This is a genomic window from Thiohalophilus sp. (assembly GCF_034522235.1).
Classification (GTDB): domain Bacteria; phylum Pseudomonadota; class Gammaproteobacteria; order UBA6429; family Thiohalophilaceae; genus Thiohalophilus.
In genome coordinates this window covers 1,713,971-1,731,085 of the sequence record NZ_JAXHLN010000003.1, presented here as the reverse complement: position 1 = coordinate 1,731,085, position 17,115 = coordinate 1,713,971, and the positions used below count along the sequence as shown (strand labels likewise).

24 protein-coding genes are annotated in these 17,115 nt (G+C 57.6%); 9 read left to right on the top strand and 15 right to left on the bottom strand.

Annotated elements, in window-relative coordinates; translation table 11 throughout:
• Positions 1 to 215: 215 nt before the first annotated feature.
• Positions 216 to 533 carry a hypothetical protein gene (locus U5J94_RS11470; protein ID WP_322565767.1) on the bottom strand — a complete coding sequence of 106 codons (318 nt, stop codon included), beginning with the start codon at positions 531 to 533 and terminating at the stop codon, positions 216 to 218.
• Between the two features lie 247 nt (positions 534 to 780).
• Here U5J94_RS11470 and U5J94_RS11465 point away from each other — a divergent pair, with 247 nt between their 5' ends.
• Entirely contained in the window at positions 781 to 1,122 is a 342-nt protein-coding gene (locus U5J94_RS11465; protein WP_322565766.1) for a YnfA family protein, read from the top strand.
• A gap of 464 nt (positions 1,123 to 1,586) precedes the next feature.
• On the opposite strand, the gene U5J94_RS11460 is transcribed toward U5J94_RS11465, so the two are convergent.
• From U5J94_RS11460 to U5J94_RS11445, 4 genes are all read right to left on the bottom strand, one after another.
• Positions 1,587 to 1,919 (bottom strand): helix-turn-helix domain-containing protein, encoded by a 333-nt coding sequence (locus U5J94_RS11460; RefSeq protein WP_322565765.1) that lies wholly within the window; start codon positions 1,917 to 1,919, stop codon positions 1,587 to 1,589.
• A 115-nt stretch (positions 1,920 to 2,034) separates the two neighbouring features.
• A complete protein-coding gene (locus U5J94_RS11455) occupies positions 2,035 to 2,340 on the bottom strand; it encodes a type II toxin-antitoxin system RelE/ParE family toxin (RefSeq protein ID WP_322566491.1) in 306 nt (101 codons plus the stop codon).
• Positions 2,340 to 2,609 carry a type II toxin-antitoxin system Phd/YefM family antitoxin gene (locus U5J94_RS11450; protein ID WP_322565764.1) on the bottom strand — a complete coding sequence of 90 codons (270 nt, stop codon included), beginning with the start codon at positions 2,607 to 2,609 and terminating at the stop codon, positions 2,340 to 2,342. Before U5J94_RS11450 ends, U5J94_RS11455 begins: the two co-directional genes overlap by 1 nt.
• Positions 2,610 to 2,904: 295 nt before the next feature.
• Positions 2,905 to 4,083 carry a ketose-bisphosphate aldolase gene (locus tag U5J94_RS11445; protein WP_322565763.1) on the bottom strand — a complete coding sequence of 393 codons (1,179 nt, stop codon included), beginning with the start codon at positions 4,081 to 4,083 and terminating at the stop codon, positions 2,905 to 2,907.
• A gap of 200 nt (positions 4,084 to 4,283) precedes the next feature.
• Here U5J94_RS11445 and U5J94_RS11440 point away from each other — a divergent pair, with 200 nt between their 5' ends.
• The gene (locus U5J94_RS11440; protein ID WP_322565762.1) at positions 4,284 to 4,898 is read left to right on the top strand and encodes a hypothetical protein; all 615 of its coding nucleotides are present in this window, start codon (positions 4,284 to 4,286) and stop codon (positions 4,896 to 4,898) included.
• 145 nt (positions 4,899 to 5,043) lie between these two features.
• Here U5J94_RS11440 and U5J94_RS11435 read toward each other — a convergent pair whose 3' ends face one another.
• The 5 genes from U5J94_RS11435 to U5J94_RS11415 all read right to left on the bottom strand — a co-directional run bounded on the left by U5J94_RS11435 (position 5,044) and on the right by U5J94_RS11415 (position 9,312).
• Positions 5,044 to 7,092 carry a heavy metal translocating P-type ATPase gene (locus U5J94_RS11435; protein WP_322565761.1) on the bottom strand — a complete coding sequence of 683 codons (2,049 nt, stop codon included), beginning with the start codon at positions 7,090 to 7,092 and terminating at the stop codon, positions 5,044 to 5,046.
• Positions 7,092 to 7,331: an SHOCT domain-containing protein gene (locus tag U5J94_RS11430; protein WP_322565760.1), complete on the bottom strand. Its 240-nt coding sequence runs from the start codon at positions 7,329 to 7,331 to the stop codon at positions 7,092 to 7,094. Before U5J94_RS11430 ends, U5J94_RS11435 begins: the two co-directional genes overlap by 1 nt.
• A 45-nt stretch (positions 7,332 to 7,376) precedes the next feature.
• Positions 7,377 to 8,366 (bottom strand): YncE family protein, encoded by a 990-nt coding sequence (locus U5J94_RS11425; protein WP_322565759.1) that lies wholly within the window; start codon positions 8,364 to 8,366, stop codon positions 7,377 to 7,379.
• Between the two features lie 194 nt (positions 8,367 to 8,560).
• A complete protein-coding gene (locus U5J94_RS11420; protein ID WP_322565758.1) occupies positions 8,561 to 8,791 on the bottom strand; it encodes a thioredoxin family protein in 231 nt (76 codons plus the stop codon).
• A gap of 50 nt (positions 8,792 to 8,841) precedes the next feature.
• Positions 8,842 to 9,312, bottom strand: coding sequence for a hypothetical protein (locus U5J94_RS11415; protein ID WP_322565757.1), 471 nt, complete (start codon positions 9,310 to 9,312; stop codon positions 8,842 to 8,844).
• Positions 9,313 to 9,640: 328 nt separating this feature from the next.
• On the opposite strand from U5J94_RS11415, the gene U5J94_RS11410 reads away from it, so the two are divergent.
• From U5J94_RS11410 to U5J94_RS11380, 7 genes are all read left to right on the top strand, one after another.
• Complete coding sequence (locus U5J94_RS11410) at positions 9,641 to 10,324, top strand: heavy metal response regulator transcription factor (protein WP_322565756.1); 684 nt, start codon at positions 9,641 to 9,643, stop codon at positions 10,322 to 10,324.
• 8 nt (positions 10,325 to 10,332) lie between these two features.
• Positions 10,333 to 11,745 carry a heavy metal sensor histidine kinase gene (locus U5J94_RS11405; protein WP_322565755.1) on the top strand — a complete coding sequence of 471 codons (1,413 nt, stop codon included), beginning with the start codon at positions 10,333 to 10,335 and terminating at the stop codon, positions 11,743 to 11,745.
• 47 nt (positions 11,746 to 11,792) lie between these two features.
• Positions 11,793 to 12,215 (top strand): heavy metal-responsive transcriptional regulator, encoded by a 423-nt coding sequence (locus U5J94_RS11400; RefSeq protein WP_322565754.1) that lies wholly within the window; start codon positions 11,793 to 11,795, stop codon positions 12,213 to 12,215.
• A complete protein-coding gene (locus U5J94_RS11395; RefSeq protein WP_322565753.1) occupies positions 12,212 to 12,577 on the top strand; it encodes a hypothetical protein in 366 nt (121 codons plus the stop codon). The genes U5J94_RS11400 and U5J94_RS11395 overlap by 4 nt, the downstream gene beginning before the upstream one ends.
• The gene (locus tag U5J94_RS11390) at positions 12,574 to 12,843 is read left to right on the top strand and encodes a thioredoxin family protein (protein WP_322565752.1); all 270 of its coding nucleotides are present in this window, start codon (positions 12,574 to 12,576) and stop codon (positions 12,841 to 12,843) included. The genes U5J94_RS11395 and U5J94_RS11390 overlap by 4 nt, the downstream gene beginning before the upstream one ends.
• A gap of 86 nt (positions 12,844 to 12,929) precedes the next feature.
• Positions 12,930 to 13,157: a DUF433 domain-containing protein gene (locus U5J94_RS11385; RefSeq protein WP_322565751.1), complete on the top strand. Its 228-nt coding sequence runs from the start codon at positions 12,930 to 12,932 to the stop codon at positions 13,155 to 13,157.
• Positions 13,154 to 13,486, top strand: a complete 333-nt coding sequence (locus tag U5J94_RS11380) for a DUF5615 family PIN-like protein (protein WP_322565750.1) — start codon at positions 13,154 to 13,156, stop codon at positions 13,484 to 13,486. Before U5J94_RS11385 ends, U5J94_RS11380 begins: the two co-directional genes overlap by 4 nt.
• Positions 13,487 to 13,622: 136 nt before the next feature.
• Here the strand turns inward: U5J94_RS11380 and U5J94_RS11375 are convergent, their stop codons facing one another.
• From U5J94_RS11375 to U5J94_RS11355, 5 genes are all read right to left on the bottom strand, one after another.
• Positions 13,623 to 13,844 (bottom strand): hypothetical protein, encoded by a 222-nt coding sequence (locus U5J94_RS11375; RefSeq protein ID WP_322565749.1) that lies wholly within the window; start codon positions 13,842 to 13,844, stop codon positions 13,623 to 13,625.
• Entirely contained in the window at positions 13,828 to 14,475 is a 648-nt protein-coding gene (locus U5J94_RS11370; RefSeq protein ID WP_322565748.1) for a TIGR04282 family arsenosugar biosynthesis glycosyltransferase, read from the bottom strand. The genes U5J94_RS11375 and U5J94_RS11370 overlap by 17 nt, the downstream gene beginning before the upstream one ends.
• On the bottom strand, positions 14,472 to 15,149 hold the full coding sequence (locus tag U5J94_RS11365) for a TIGR04283 family arsenosugar biosynthesis glycosyltransferase (protein ID WP_322565747.1): 678 nt from the start codon (positions 15,147 to 15,149) through the stop codon (positions 14,472 to 14,474). The genes U5J94_RS11370 and U5J94_RS11365 overlap by 4 nt, the downstream gene beginning before the upstream one ends.
• Before the next feature lie 306 nt (positions 15,150 to 15,455).
• Positions 15,456 to 16,415 carry an arsenosugar biosynthesis radical SAM (seleno)protein ArsS gene (gene arsS / locus U5J94_RS11360; protein ID WP_322565746.1) on the bottom strand — a complete coding sequence of 320 codons (960 nt, stop codon included), beginning with the start codon at positions 16,413 to 16,415 and terminating at the stop codon, positions 15,456 to 15,458.
• Between the two features lie 15 nt (positions 16,416 to 16,430).
• Positions 16,431 to 17,093, bottom strand: a complete 663-nt coding sequence (locus U5J94_RS11355) for a class I SAM-dependent methyltransferase (protein ID WP_322565745.1) — start codon at positions 17,091 to 17,093, stop codon at positions 16,431 to 16,433.
• Positions 17,094 to 17,115: the final 22 nt, after the last annotated feature.

The window sequence follows — 17,115 nt, the reverse complement described above, 5'->3', positions numbered from 1 at the left end:
TCAATTGTCGGGATACGGACGGTCAGGCCGTCGAATCTTGAACCGCTGCACGGGTGAACAGAGATGATCTGTGATCCATCGAACGTTCATCGGCGGCAAAACATCATGCCGGTTATACATACGTCGACGGTCAACATGTGAGACGCTCATGCGCCACCATGTACCATGGAAATCATGGACGGATCAGTCCGGCAGTCGGACCAGTAACCAGATGATCAGCTGAGGGAGATCGGGGGTGGAGTTGGCGGCGCGTGGCCGGGATGTTCGGGACGAATCGTTGACAGAATTGCCCAGTCGTGGCCGGTGGCGATCAGGCCATTAAATCGGGATTCCGTGGGAACAGAAAGGAAATGGGCCTGACCGTGGCAACAGTGGTGAGAGGCGGCCTGTGTCGTCTTATCGGGATGCTTGTTATCAGGGGTCGACTCGGGATGATGTTGCCCGTTCAGCGCTTCGGCATGCAGATCGACGGCGATGGCCGTATTGCCGACCAGCAATAAAAACGACAGAAACAGGATAGCTATCCCACGCATGGTTTTTATCCTAACGTAAAGTGCCAACCAAAACAAACCCTTTAAAACCACACAAGAGACGATGACATAAAAGTGAAATAAACAACGGTCGCCATGCCGCCTGGCATCAATTGTTACCGGGCGTATCCTTTCCTAGAGGGATGGCGGTTATTTTTTGTAGTCATCTTGGTGCGATACCCTTGTGTGCCGAAGTAAGCTGTAAACATATTAATTATGAAAGAATACGCTTGATGAAAGAAGCAGACAAATGAATCTGTTCGCGGCCTGGTTCTGGTATGTGGCGGCGGCAGTTTTTGAAATTGCCGGTTGTTATACGCTATGGATGTGGTTGCGCCTTGATCGCAGCGCGCTTTGGCTATTGCCAGGCATCATCGCGCTTTTTCTGTTCGCCGCTATTTTGACCCGTGTCGATCTGAGCCTGGCCGGACGCACCTATGCCGCGTACGGCGGGATTTACATTATTGCCTCGTTGGTCTGGGTCGTGATTGTAGAACAGAGTCGTCCCCTACCCAGTGATATTCTTGGTGCGGCAATCATTTTGCTGGGTTCAGCGGTGATCCTGATGGGCGGAAGATTGTCAGGCTCATGATGCCAACCTCGGGGACACCCTGGTCATGGTACCCCTGCTTGATGCGTTGTAGATCGGCCAGCGCTGGTTCTGCAAAATAGCGCCGTTTAAATGAGCCTGCCACTGGCCTGGCCCTTCGGGCAGGGACGAGGGTTGGGCCGGGAACGTAAAACCGATTAACTTATTGATTGCAGGTAATTTATCCCCGGCATATTGAGGGATTGACCATCCACTATAACTAGATAATAATTATTTTTAACGGACTGGGAATGCTCGGTCGGCGATTGGCCTCGGTGAATACCGGGGCCTTTTGCATTTCAGGGGAAGCACTTTAGCCCCCACCCCTCTATTTTCCCGCTGTCGCTTGCATAGAATTTCTTCTTGATGATGTTGTAGGCGCGATTTTCCTGCTCTGGATTTAACACTGCCCGACCGATAGGTCGAGTATGCGCCCTGTGGGGCATAAACTTCGCGGATCCGGCGCTCTAGGCGGCGTCGTTGTGCAATGAATGCAGTTTTTCGAGGGTGTTCGGGTATCTTCGCACCATCAGGATCAGTGCCGCGGCCTGGGCATTCGGTTTGGCCCGGCCCTGCTCCCAGTTTTCCAGGGTTCGGGTCGACACACGCAAATGGCGGGCGAACACGGCACGCGACACGTTCAGTTTTTCGCGTGTTTCGCGAATGGTCGCGGCGGCGATTTCCAGGGGTGGTAAGTCATCGACTTCATGGGAACGCAAGGTGATCTTGCCTTCACGCGCCTGGCGCATGGCATCGACACCCTCCATCAATTCGTCAAACAGTTTGCGTTTTTTGGTCATCGTTTGTGTCTCCTGGCGTCCAGCTCGTTGTGAATCGCCTGATACTACGAATATACGTAAATTGCGTACAGATTCAAGGTCGAATGCACCAGTTCCTCTCACCGCTTCGCCATGTTTATTCTTCTCCAGGCAGTTCTAACAAGCGTTCGCTACGCCACACCCGGACCACTTTGATCTGCCCGGCATCACGCCGATAGACAATACGAAATGGTGGATGAATGAGCTCTCGCAGGAACGACAGGTCGAATTCCTGAACGATACGACCCATTTCAGGGTGACTGGCAAGATGCTGCGTCTTGTCGATGATATCCGTGACAAAGCGGATCCCGATCTCGGGGACCCCCTCGTCCTGATACCACTGTCTTATAGCTTGCAAATCGGCCAGCGCCGATTCTGCAAAACTGACGCTTGTCGATTTGATTATTTCAGTCCCAGTTGTGATTTAACCTCATCGAGTGAATATTCGCGTCCTGCCTCCAAATCAGCGAGGCCTGCCACTACGGCGCGCATGAAGGCCCGCTCTTCCTCGGCTTTTTCGTAATCGGCGACAGACTGCACCACGGCGACCCCGCGGCCGCGGTTGGTCAGTAACACCGGTCGATGGGCCTCGGTGGTCTGTTTGACGACCCGCGCGGGATTAATTTTCAGTTCGGTCAGGGGAACCAGATCTTCGGAGAATTTGATGGCCATCGCTATTATCACCAGGTCATTAAACTGGTCTGATAATAGCACCGCTTAAATGAGCCTGCCACTGGCCTGGCCCTTCGGGCAGGGACGAGGGCCGGAGGGACGAGAAGTGATAGTTGGCAAAGGGAAAGTTGGCGGTTAGCAGTTGGCAGTCGTCAGCCAGGAGCCGGATCAAGTGAAAATCGCGCCCGGGCCCTTTGGGCAGGGACGAGGGGCGGAGGGACGAGTTACGAGGGTCTGCTATGGCGTATAACCAACATTAAATAACAAATCTATATTATTGTTTTTACTATATTATTTAATCCGCATCCTCGTAATCGATGCTGATTCGGTCCCCGGCGACCGGGCGGAAGTGGGTGTCGGCGTAGGCGACGTGATCCGGGTGGGTTTTGTAGCTGGCGACCACGTCGCGGTGGGCGAAGCGGATGACCCAGCAGTGCTGGTAGCCGGCCTCCTCCTGCAGGGCGTTGCCGGTGAAGACGCGGCGCACGCCGGGGATGGTGCTCAGGGTCTCGCGGCCGATCTGCATCAGCTCGTCGACCTGTTCCGGGGTGGTGCCTTCGGTGTTGTAGACGATGACGTGTTCGACCTCTTCCCACGGTTCCGCCTCGGCCAGAATGGCGGCGGCCCGGCCCGCACTGCCCCACTGGCGGATGCGCTTTTCGCATTCACTCTGGATGGCGCCGATGACGCCTTTGACCAGGCCGGTGTAGCCGCAACCGCTATCGGCTTCGGCGTTGGCCCGGATCTGTTGGCTGGCGGCGTCGGCCAGCGCGGTGTAGTAGTTGATCTTGGTGACGCCGTTGGCGATCAGGTCCTGGAACTGTTGGTCCGTTAATCCCGTGCCGCCGTGAATCACCAGCGGAATGCCCAGCGCGTCGTTAATGGCGCCCAGGCGTTCGATATCCAGGTTGGGCTCGCCTTTCATGCGCCCGTGCACGGTGCCGATGGACACGGCCAGAAAATCCACCCCGGTGCGCTCGACGTACTCTTTGGCCTCGCCGACTTCGGTATAGCGGACTTCGCCGGGATGGCGCTCGGCGTCCTCGCCTTCCACTCCGGCCACGTAGCCCAGCTCGCCTTCCACCGGTACGCCGCAGTTGTGGGCCATCTCGACGATCCGGCGGGTGTAGTCCACGTTGCCTTCAAAGGGCTGGGTGGAGGCGTCGACCATCACCCCGGTGCAGCCCAGGTTGATGCCCTGCACCGCGCTCTCGTAAGTGGCACCGTGATCCAGATGAATCGCCACCGGGACGTTGGCGCGGCGCGCGGCGGAGACCACCGCCGGCATGATGGTGGGAAAGTCGAAGTAATCGAAATGGGATTCGGCCAGACTCAGGATCACCGGCGCCTCGCAGGCCTCGGCGGCGTTGAGAATCCCGTGCAGAAAATCGAGACTGACCAGATCGAAGGCGGCAATGGCGTATTGTTCGCGATGGGCGTGTTGCAGCATGTCGCGCATGTTGACCAGTGGCATCGGACAACTCCTGAAATCATAGGACCAGAGGGATTGCTAGTTTGCCCTGAAATGTTAATCAGTAAAAATAAATGATTGTGAAATTATTCATTGGTTTTGTTTATGCATTACATAGACGATCATATTGGGGTATGGTCAGCTTTAACTCACTCTGTCGTTTGCCCTTTTGTCTCTCTCAAAACTGAGCGGATATTTCTCTGATGCATGACTCGATGATGCCCGATTGGGAGATGGGGGCACCGGAATGGTTTGAACTGGCGGGCTTTGTACTCCTGCTGCTGGTGGTCGCCGGCCTGCTGGTCCAGTACCTGAGTCGCGAGCCGGCGGCTGTGACCCGGGCTCAACCCGCATCCGGCATGACCGGCTGGCACCACTGGCCGGAAGTGCGTCTGGTCACGATCGCCCTGCCCCTGGAACTGCTCTGGGAGATCGCCCAGTTCCCGCTGTACGATGTCTGGCATCAGAACGACTGGGGTTACATCCTCTACGGCCTGGCCCATTGCACCCTGGGCGATCTGCTTATCCTGCTGGTCATCTACGAACTTGTCGCGCTGCTCAGCCGCAATCGTGCCTGGTATGCCGCCACGGGGATCCTGCCGCGGGGATTACTGTTCACCCTGCTGGGGGTCGGCTACACGATCTTCAGCGAGATCATGAACGTGCGCCTCACAGGCACCTGGGGGTATACCGAACTGATGCCGATCGTCCCGGTGGTGGAGATCGGCGCCACGCCCTTTTTGCAGTGGCTGTTGATCCCGCCGGTGTTGCTCTGGCTGATGCGCGGTACGACACCCTCGCCTCAGGGCAGCCACTGATTGGCGCACGACTCTAACCCGTAAAACCTGGATCCGTCGCTTTGCTCCTTGATCCAGGCTACGCGGTATTCTCTCCTTTGATTAACCATGTGAGTGGGTATAAACAATAATATGCCGAAGTGTTGGGAACGTAACGTGCATGAACTCACCCCCTGGGTTGTTTGCGATTCAGCAGTTTGGCGTTAATGGCGACGATCACGGTACTCAGCGACATCAGCGCTGCCCCGAATGCCGGTGACAGGACGATGCCCGCCCCATAGGCGACCCCGGCGGCCAGCGGGATGGCCACCACGTTATAGCCGGTGGCCCACAACAGATTCTGGATCATCTTGTTATAGGTGGCCCGGGACAGCGCCATGATGGCCGCCACGTCGCGGGGATCGCTGCGCACCAGGACCACGTCCGCCGATTCGATGGCCACGTCGGTCCCGGCGCCGATGGCGATCCCCAGATCCGATTCCACCAGGGCGGGCGCGTCGTTGACGCCGTCGCCGACCATGGCCACACGCAGGCCACGCGCGCGGACCTCGCGGATCTTGTCGGCCTTCTCGTGCGGCAGCACTTCGGCGAAATAATCATCCAGCTGCAGTTCCTCCGCGACCGCGCGGGCTACCGCTTCACCATCGCCGGTCAACATCATGCACTGGATACCCAGTGCTTTGAGCTGCTGGATGGCGGCGTGCGATTCCTCGCGCACGATATCGGCCAGCGCCAGGGCACCGGTGACCTGGCCGTCGATCACCAGGTAGACCACGGTCTTGCCCTGTTCGGTCACCTTCTGAACCGGTGTCTCATCAAATTCGATCTGATTGGCGCGCAAATAGCCACGACTGACAACCCGGATTTCCCGGTCATCCACCCGCGCCTGGATGCCCTGCCCGGTAATGTTCTGCACATCAGAGGCCCGGGCGTCCATCACGTCCTGTTCCTGCGCCGAGGCCACCACCCCACGGGCGATGGGGTGTTCCGAGCTGGCTTCCAGCGCCGCCGCCAGGCGCAGCACTTCGCGCTCGCTGTAATCGGCCAGGGGAATAATGTCGGTCACGCCGAAGCGGCCTTCGGTGAGGGTGCCGGTCTTGTCGAAGACGATCGCCTCCAGTTCCCGCGCCCGCTCGAAACTGGCCCGATCCCGAATCAACAGCCCGTGGCCGGCGGCCATGCTGGTGCTGACCGCCACCACCAGCGGTACGGCCAGCCCCAGCGCATGCGGACAGGTAATCACCATGACCGTGACCATGCGCTCCAGCGAGAATTCAAAATCCTGGCCGAGGACCAGCCAGATCACGAGGGTCAGGGTGCCCGCCGACAGCGCGATGTAGGTCAGCCACTGGGCAGCGCGGTTGGCCAGGTCCTGGGTCCGTGAACGCGACCCCTGAGCCTGGCGGACCATCTCGATGACCTGCGAGAGATAGGTCTCCTCGCCGGTTTTGCGGATCTCGATGGTAATGGCGCCCTCGCCGTTGATGGCGCCGCCGATCACTTCCTCGCCCTCGCCCCGGCTCACCGGTTTGGATTCGCCGGTCAGCATGGCTTCATTGAGACTGCTGCGCCCGTCGATGATGATCCCGTCGGTGGGGACCTTTTCCCCCGGTTTGACCCGGACCCGGTCGCCCTGCTTGAGTTCCGTGACGGGGATGTCTTCCAGATCACCGCCGTCAGTCACCCGATGGGCCTCGGTCGGCATGAGTTTGACCAGCGCCTCGAGCGCGCCGGAGGCCCCCATCACCGATTTCATTTCGATCCAGTGGCCCAGCAGCATGACGTCGATCAGGGTGGCCAGCTCCCAGAAAAACACCTTGCCGGAGAGGCCGAACACCACCGCCGAGGAATACAGATAGGCCACGACGATGGCCAGCCCGATCAGGGTCATCATGCCGGGCGCGCGCTTGCCTACTTCGGATAGTGCACCGGATAAAAAAGGCCAGCCGCCGTAAAAAAAGACCCCGCTGGCCAGGGCAAACAACAGATAACTGTCGCCGGTAAACGCCAGTGTCTCCCGCAGACCGAGAAAGCCCTGAATCATCGGCGACAAACCGAGGATCGGGATAGTCAGAATCAGCGAAACCAGGAAGCGGCGTTTAAAATCCGCGACCATGGCGGCATGATCATGACCGCCATGCTGCCCCTGATGTGTCTGATTGTGCTGGTGAGCGGAACCGTGACCGGTATGATCGTGTGAATGCGGTTGAGCCATCAATCATCCTGCTGGCGAATATCACGCCGTTTTTGTTCATACTCTTGCTGGTCGATCTCGCCCCGGGCGTAGCGTTCGTCGAGGATCTCCAGCGCGCTCTTGCCCCCCGTCCGGTTGCCGGAACCGCTTCCCGCTACCCGGCTTACCGCCAGAACAACCAGGGCAATCAGAATGATCCAGAACAGGATGCCGAAAAAACCGCCCGCGCCGTGCGTGAACCCGACTCCGCCGTCCATCATAAATTAGCTCCTTAAAACCGTGTTTGATTTGATCAGTATGGGTGTTTATTTCACGATTGCCATCTGATGACCTTCGCCGCCCGGCAAGTCAATTGTCTTGATCACGTTCAATGATTGTTGATCGATGACCCAGATCACCGGTTTGTTACGACTGCTCACATAGACAGTACCCGTTCCCGCGATGGTATTCAGATGATAGGGCGCCGGTGCCAGCGGTACAGAACGGATAGTTCCGCTTTCGATGTTCACCGCCGAGAGGGTCTCGGCCTTTTTGCTGCTGACGAACAGGGTTTTCCCGTCGTCGCCGATATCCAGCCCGTGGGTATCCGGACCGATGTCATAGGTGTGGGAAATTTTTCCGTTGTCGACCGAAACAGCGGCAACCTTGCCGACGCGGGGGTTGGTGACATAAATAGTCTGCTCATCAACGGAAAAGACCATGTGCTCCGGCGAGGCGCCGCCTTCGAGCGTGCGTAATGGTTTCCAGCTGTCGAGAGCGATCTCGGTGATCGTCCCGTCGCCACTGTTGCTGACATAGGCACGCTGGCCGTCGCGGGTCACCAGGGTATAGTTCGGTGCCGGTCCGGTCGGGATACGGTGCACGATCTGGTTGGTGGTCATATCCAGCACACTGACATCACCCCGGGTGGCATGCGTGGAGATCACATAGCGTCCATCCGGCGTGATTGCCTGATGATGACTCCATCCCGCCACGGGAATGGTCTGCATGACATGACCGTGAGCCGGATGAATCAGATAGAGGTTGCTGGTGGGCGCATCGGGTGCGGCATCGGCCGGCGGCGCGGTTTCCGACAGGCTGCCGGCAACCAGGTATTCGCCGTCCGGCGTGGCCACCAGGCCATGCGGGTTTTTCACATTCGAATACCGCGCGGTGATAGTGTGCGTTTCGGCATCGACGGCGATCACCTGATTGGCCGACCCCAGGGGGATATAAACTGTCGGCGCGGCCCCTGCCGCCGAGGTCCAGGCCAGGCTGAGCAGGACAAACAGTGCACTGTGGATGGATTGAAACATGACATTCTCCCGAAGTTAAAAACGGATAGCGAAAACCCCGACACTGGCGATTAATTGCTGTTTTGCAAAAACACCAGAATGTGTATTGCATTCGTGGCGCATCCGCCCCGCAGAACACGTCAGGTCTGGAATCAATCCGTCGTTTCCAGACCCATCACAGACAGGGGTTAACACCCGTTAAAGAAACCCGCTGGTCAGGTGCCATGACTGAAATAGTCGCGCAACACCTGTTCCGTCGGCTGACCGCGAAACGCAATCTGATCGTCCACGACCAGATTGGGTGAATGACGGATCTGATGACGGACAACCAGGTCGGGATTGTCCTCGGCAAACAGTAATTCGTACGCAACGCCCAGATCATTCAGCTCATGTTCCAGGTTGACCCGATGGGTACACTGCCGGGTTGCGATAATTTGGACTTTCATATCCATTTCGCCTGACAGGCTGAATATACGACGTTATCGCAATATCGAACTCAACGATGTTGCATGCGCTCGTATTCCTGCTGATGCTCCATCATTTGATCCATCATCATTTGCATCATATCCATGCGCTGCTGCATCATTTGCATCCGCTGTTGCATGTCGTCTGACGACATGCCTTTAGCGGTGCCAGAGCCGTCCCGGCCCATCATACCGCCGCCCATCATGCCGCCCCGGCCTTCTTCGTTCATCATCATGCCGTCATCCATCTGCTGCATCATTCGCTGTCGGCCGCCCATCATTTCGTTCATCTGTCCCATGCTCTCGCGCATCTCCTTCATGTGCTGCTGCATCAGTTCGATGTGTTTATTACGATCTCCGGTCTTTTCGGCCTGTTTCAGGGTCCGGTCCATGTTTTGCATGCGATCCTGCATGTTCATCATGTCGCCGCCATGTTGTGCGGCTGATACCACCATGCTGGTCATCAAAAGGGTGCTGAACAGTAGAATTCTGGATTTCATCATTATTTCTCCCATGTTTTTTGTACCACTTCAATTTTTGATTGGCTTGCTCTTTCTGAGTTTGCCAGTCGTCGTTACAACGCCTTCATCGGATAATTTGGGCAACTTCAAACCGAAAAGGCAGACGGGTCCCTGGCTTGCACCGTTACGTTCCTTACCCGGTCACAGCTTGCACGCGCGGGCTATTCCTCTGCGACGATAACCAAATGAGCCTGTCCTTGAGGTGACATAGTGATTACAATGATGTAATCATTCTGTCATCTTTGAGACAGTGGCGCGGAGCTAGACTTGGGTAATCTCCCTATCCAGAACAAACTATTTGGTTAACCTGATGAAAATCCTGATTGTCGAGGACGAAGCCAAGATCAGCGAGTACCTGCGCCAGGGCCTCGCCGAGGCGGGATTCGTTGTGGACCAGGCCCACAACGGGCTCGACGGCCACCATCTTGCCATGACCGGAACGTATGACCTGATGATTCTGGATATCCTGTTGCCGGATGTTGATGGCTGGCGAATCCTGCAATCACTGCGCGAGTCGGACAACAAGGTGCCGGTGCTGTTTCTTACCGCGCGCGACAGCGTGGACGACCGGGTCAGGGGGCTGGAGCTCGGTGCCGATGATTATCTGGTCAAACCGTTCGCTTTCGCCGAATTACTGGCAAGGGTGCGCACTTTATTACGGCGCGGAACGGCTGCCGCCGGCGAGACAATGCTCAGCGTGGCCGATCTCGAACTCGATTTGATGCGCCGGCGTGTCACCCGTGGGGGTCGGCGCATCCCGCTCACCGCCAAGGAGTTCGCGTTACTGGAACTGTTCATCCGTCACCGGGACGAGGTGCTGCCCCGCTCCCTGATCGCCTCCCAGGTCTGGGACATGAACTTTGACAGCGATACCAATGTCATCGACGTCGCCATCCGTCGCCTGCGGGCCAAGATCGATGACGCCTTCGACCGCAAACTCATTCACACGGTACGTGGCATGGGCTACATGCTGGATGCCTCGGGCGAGGCCTGAGTATTCCGATGTATTTTAAACGCCGTCCGCTTTCTCTCGCGCTGCGCCTGACCCTGTTGTTCGGTGTGGCCGCGGCGATGGTTTTTCTTGTATTTGGCTGGATCATCAGTCACTCGATGGAACGTCATTTCATGGCGCAGGATACCGACGAACTCAAGGTCATTGCTCGTGCCGTACAAGATGCGCTCGACGGTATCCATACCACGGAAAAGCTCGCCCCGCTTGAACAACGCTTCGACGATATCCTGGTGGGCCATCACAACGCCTCCCTGTGTGTCGTCGATCAAAACGGCCGGATGCTTTACGCCAGCCCGGTACCGGATCTCGCCACTGTCGCAAAAGCCGCCAGTGAAGAAACGGAAACGGACCTGGGGTACAGCTGGCACCACGACGGTGTCCGGTATACTGTCCTGACGCGGATGATGGAAGAGATCGGCCCCGTTGCCGGCCGACCCTACGCCGTGGTGATCGCGGTACCCTTCACGGAACATCAGCGCTTTCTGGCGGTTTTTTACCGCAATTTGTGGCTGATGGTCGGTGGCAGTATTCTCGTCATGGCCGTGATGGGCTGGATCGTGGTGCGCCAGGGCCATGCGCCGTTGCGGGATATCGTCAGCCGGATTCACCGGATCAGCGCCAATGAACTGAACAACCGCCTGCCACGTGACGAGGTGCCTGCCGAACTCGGTGAGCTGGTGGACTCCTTCAATGCCATGCTCCGACGCCTGGATGAATCCTTTCATCAACTCTGCGACTTCAATGCCGATATTGCCCATGAATTGCGTACCCCCATCACCAACCTGATGACCCAGACCCAGGTTGCCCTCTCTCAGAGTCGCGACATCGATGCGTATCGGGAAATTCTCTATTCAAACATGGAGGAATACGAGCGCATGGCGCAGATGGTCGGTGACATGCTCTTCCTGGCGCAGATAGACAACCGCGCGCCCTTTAAGAATATCGGCGAACTGGATCTGGCTACGGAAGTCCAGGCGTTATTCGACTTTTATGAAGGCTGGGCCGAGGAGCGCGGTGTTGCCCTGGCGCGGGAAGGCCATGCACGCATTGCGGGCGACCGCAGCATGTTGCGACGGGCGTTGAGCAACCTGCTTTCCAACGCCATTCGTTACACGCCGGCCGGCGGGGCCGTGCGAGTGACAATTCGCGCACGGGACGATGGTGGCGCCGCCCTCGCCATCGAGAACCCCGGCACGCCGATCCCGCCCGAACATCTGCCCCGGTTGTTTGACCGCTTTTATCGCGTCGATCCCTCCCGACAACGCGGTGGCGATGGCGCCGGCCTGGGGCTCGCCATCGTCAAATCGATCATCACCGCCCACGGAGGAACCGTGGAGGTTACCTCGACTACTGAATCCACACGATTCCAGATAATCCTGCCCGAACGACCGCCTCACCCTTGACCCTGAAGTATACTTCAGGGTTTAGAATTGCCTGCAATGGAGGTCGAATGATGGACAACCTGAGTATCGGTCAACTGGCCCGCGCGGCCGGGGTGACGGTGGAGACCCTGCGCTTTTATGAAAAGCAGGGGTTGCTGGTGGCGCCGCAGCGTACCGACAGCGGTTACCGGCAATATCCGCCCGATTCGATAAAACGGGTGCGGTTTATCCAGCACGCCAAGCAGGTGGGTTTCACCCTCGGCGATATCGGCGAGCTGCTGGCGCTGCGCCAGGATCAGACGACTTCCTGTGCCGACATCAAGGCCCGTGCGACGCACAAGATCGATCAGGTCGAGCGAAAGATCAAAGAGCTTGAACGGATCCGCGATGCCCTGAGTCGCATGGCGCAAAAATGCAGTGGCTCGGGATCGTTGAGTGACTGTCCAATCCTGGAGGAGCTGGAACTGGACGAGCCGGAGGAAAACGGATGAGCGTGGAACTGGTGTATGAAAAGACCTGCCCGAATATCGCCGCGGCCCGCGAGCAGTTACTGCGCGCGTTCGCCGAGGCCGGGCTGACGCCGCGCTGGCGGGAGTGGGAGATCCACGATCCCGCCGCCCCGGGGCACGTACACGGCTACGGCTCCCCCACCATCCTGGTGGATGACGAAGATGTCAGCGACGCCGGTATGACAGGCGATGATCTTTGCTGTCGGCTCTATGCCGACAACGAGGCAGGTCACCGGGGTGTGCCGGCCCTGAACGAGATTGTTCACGCTCTGCGCAGCCGGGGCAAGAAATCAGCGTCGTCTTCCGACGGATGGAAGCTGAACAATACAGGAGATGAATCATGAGCGAGAAACGCCACATCGAAATTTTCAGTGCCGGCTGCCCCGTGTGCCGGGAAACTATCGATCGGGTCAATCAACTGGCCTGCTCATCCTGCGAGATCAGCGTGCTGGATATGAACGACAGCGAGAATGCCGCGCGGGCCCAATCCCTGGGCGTGCGTTCCGTGCCGGCCGTCGCGGTCAATGGCGAGCTGGTCGCCTGTTGCCGGGATCGCGGCGTGGACGAAGCGTCGCTGAAAGCCGCCGGGATTGGGCAGCCGCTGGGCTGACCGCAACCCGCCGCCCGGCTTGCTGACGGAAAAACATTATATATTTGGGCGTTGCCTGGGCAGCGGTTGTTATCTAAACTTGCTTTATGAGTTACCATGATCGCATTACCATCGAGCCCGGCAAACGCAGCGGCAAACCCTGCATCCGTTCCATGCGGATCACCGTCTATGACGTGCTGGGATGGCTGGCTTCGGGGATGACCGAGGCCGAAATCCTGGGGGATTTCCCTGAACTCACCGCCGAGGATATCAAGGCCTGTCTTGAATTTGCGGCCGACAGGGAAAGGCACCTGACCGTCATTCCCGCCGCTTGAAATTACTACTGGATCAAAATCTCTCGCGCCGTCTGGTTGAACGGCTCCAGTCACTTTATCCCGACACGACCCAGGTCAGCCTCGTTGGCCTGGAACATGCCGACGATGTAACGATTTGGCAATACGCCAAAACGCATGCTTATGCCATTGTGACGAAGGACTCCGACTTTCACGAATATGCCCTCCTGCATGGATCTCCACCTAAAATCATCTGGCTCAAATGCGGCAACTCCTCAACACGTCATACCTTGCATGTACTAATCGAAAATCGCGACAGTATCGAAGCTTTTTTGCTTGACCTCGATGCCTATTGTCTGGAGCTTTACTGACTTCAACGGTAGGGGTTAATTCTTAAATCGGAAATATCGCAGCGTTTTGTTATCTGTAGGGTGCGTTCCACGCACCGTTATCCTGCTATCGAGAGGGTGGTGCGTAGGACGCACCCTATCCGGCCAGGTCTGGGGGTTAATTCTTAAACCGGAAATATCGCACCGTTTTGATTACCAGCAACACCAGCGGCCCGCCGTGCAGTAGCAGATCGAAAATATCGATCGGCTTGCTTAATGTACCGTCAAACAGCATCTGCAACTTCTCGACCAGATGCGGCTGCGGGGAAAAGGGCGCCAGCCCCAGCAGAATGGCGATGATAATCAGGGTGGGAAACGGGATTTTATCCAGCCATTTCATTAGAGACTCCGGTTAATAAATGTTCGGGACAATGGATCAGATCGTCGGGACGATCAATGTCATGTCTGGGCTCAAACGCGCTCCAGCGCAGGCCGGCCGCATCGAGTTGCGCGGTGGTCTGCTGGAATACCCGTTCGGTGCTCCAGTCTATATCGGTGAATATCCGCGGCGAGAAGCGCCTCAGCCCCAGCAGAACATAGCCGCCGTCATGGACCGGGGTGAGCACGGCATCCTGTTCGTCCAGTGCCGCAAACGCGGCGTGAAGATCCGCCGCGCTTAATGACGGACAGTCACAACCGATCACCAGAACCTTTTGATAATGCGCCAGGCTGTCGACAAAGGCATTGGCCATGCGCTCGCCCAGATCGGCGCCCTGCTGGGGATGCAGGCTCAGCGCAGAATGATCGGCATACCGGCGAAACAGGGGGTGTTGCGTGTCAGGCTGGCAATACAGGCGAATCGCCGTATCTGGAAGCTGGCTTACCGTATTCAGCGTGTGTTGCAGCATGGCGGCATGCAGATCGGCCGCCCCCGCCTCGCCCAGCACCGGGATCAAACGGGTCTTGACCTGACCGGGGATCGGCGCCCGGGCAAAGACCATGACGGCGGTGGTTGGTGTGGTGGGTTTCATCGGTACAGCTTTGCCAGTTTATGGGGATCGCCGCCCAGTGCATAGCGCAGTCGCAGGCGCCACATCAAAAAGACCGTGCGCCAGATGCCACGGGTCTCCCAGCGACGGCTGGAGGTGATCAGTTTCTGTTCAAGACAGATCGGCCGGGCATGGCGTTTGAGTCGCCGGCTGATCTCGATATCTTCCATCAACGGCTGTTCAATGAACCCGTTGATCGTTTCAAACAGCGCACGGGTGACGAATATCCCCTGATCGCCGGTGGCGATGCCGGTCAACCGCGAACGCCGGTTCATCATAAACGCAATGAGTCGCAAACGCACATCCTTGCCACTGAGGCGCACATCAAACCGGCCCCAGGCCAGTTTACGTCCATCAATGGCATGATCGATGATCTGATCGGTCAGTACGGGGATCAGGGTATCGGCATGCAAAAACCAGAAGATGTCGCCCCTGGCCTGCGAAGCGCCCACATTCATCTGGCGTGCCCGCCCCGGTTCACTATTTAGGATGCGATCCACCAGCGGGCGGGCAATGTCGATCGTTTTATCCATGCTGCCGCCATCGACCAGAATTACCTCATGCCCGCGCGAGCGCAGCGGCTGAAGCCGCTCCAGCGTCGCCGGAAGGCTGTCAGCTTCATTTAGCGTCGGGATAATGATGGACAGTCGTTGCACGTGTTATTGCCTTGTTAAACCCTCTTCATCACTGAGAAAGCGAGAAGTTTTTGATATTGTTGTGGGAGGGGCTTTTAGCCGCGACCCGTCCTTACCGCCAGGATATAGTCGCCGATGTGTCGCTCGCGGCATCCGTGCCTTCCGCGACATTAGTACTTCCATGTACGTCAATCGCCTCCTACAAAATTGCGATAGATGTCATGCAGGCTATCGCCAGCGTGACCTACATGGCTGATGTTTCTCACAACAAATTTTTCTCTGCGTTCCTCTGCGTCTTTGCGCCTCTGCGTCAGTCTCTTTATCTGATCAGGCAAGTGCTCCACCGCAGCTACTGCCCTGCCCGGCGGTGCAGCCGTAGCAGTGGTCGGCGATGGCGATGGGCAGGCCCTGTAATGCCTGCGCGGTCAAGTCGCGAATATGCGGACGGCCCTTGTTCGGCAGCGGTAACGGCAGGTTCAGCATCTGATTGAAGTCGCAGTCATAGGCATAGCCCTGCCAGTCGATGCTGATCAGCGAGCGGCACATGACATTATCCAGGTTGGCACCCAGGTGGGCGCTTTTGAGCAGTTGCATGTACTCGTCGAACTGGCCCTTTGAGATCAGCGTGCTGCCGAAGCGCTGGATGGGCAGGTTGGTCAATGTATATAACTGGTTGAAGGTCACGCCCTGTTTGGCCAGTTCCCGTTTGTAGTCGGCTTCCAGTTGCGCCTGTGGTGGCGGCAGAAACGGACCGGTCGGATTGTAAACCAGGTTCAATAACAGGCCGCAATTCTCGTCAGCATAGCCACGCGCGTTGAGTTGTTGCAGGGCGTCGATGCTGCGGGCATAGACGCCGTCGCCGCGCTGGCCGTTGACGTTCGCTTCCTGATAGCAGGGCAAGGAGGCGACGATTTCCACTTTGTGCTGTGCCAGAAAGTCGGCCAGATCCCCCTGCCCGGCTTCCTGCAGGATGGTCAGGTTGCAGCGGTCGATGACATGCAGGCCCAGTGCACGCGCCTGTTCGACCAGGTAACGAAAATGGGGATTGAGTTCCGGTGCGCCACCGGTGATGTCCAGGGTTGCGAGTTTATTGTGACGCAGGAAGTCGACGATCTGCTCGACGGTCTCGCGTGACATCACCTCTTTGCGGGTCGGGCCGGCGTTAACGTGGCAATGCAGACAGGCCTGATTGCAGCGATAGCCGAGATTGACCTGCAGGGTTGTTAATGTGTTGCGGCGAATCGCCGGAAAGTCACTTTCTTGCAGCAGGGGTAAGGTGGCATGCATGGTGATCGCGTCTCATCAAGTTACATTGGTGTCCGGAGCTGTTTTGCGGAGTATGACGGCAAGAAAACCGCCCCACAGCAGCGAACCGGGTAAAGCCTTTTCCATCAGTCGGGCTAACCGCCCGCCACGGGGGAAAAAGATCGCGCTTTTCATCTGATAATGGACAGCACCCATGCCGGCCCGGTTCAGCCAGTTTATCACATCGGGGCGGCTGTCCCAGCGCGCGCCGGCATAGGCGCCGCGGCCGGCCTTTTGCCGGTGCAGCAGGCTGTGCCGGTTTAATAAACCCAGCACGATACCGTGTTTGCTGACTCGCCCCATTTCCTGCAAGGCTTTGACCGGATCGGCAATGAAACAGAGACTGGTGACGGCGGCGCAATAATCAAACTGTTGATCGGCAAACGGTAACGCTTCGGCGTGACCTTCCCGATACGCGATATCTCCCGCCTGTTGCCGCGCGTAATCGAGCATCGCCGGGTCGGGATCCAGGCCGGTCACCTTCAATTTCGCCTGGGCGAACCGTCGGCTGAAGTGGCCGGTACCGCAACCGACATCCAGTAAACGGGCCCCGGGGGTCGGGTTTAACAAGCGCATCAACAAATCAAATTCCCGTGTGCTGATCCACCGCCCACGAGGGGTGTGATACCAGTTGTCATACTGTTCGGGTGTAATATCCATAATGTTATCGAATGCGAAATAA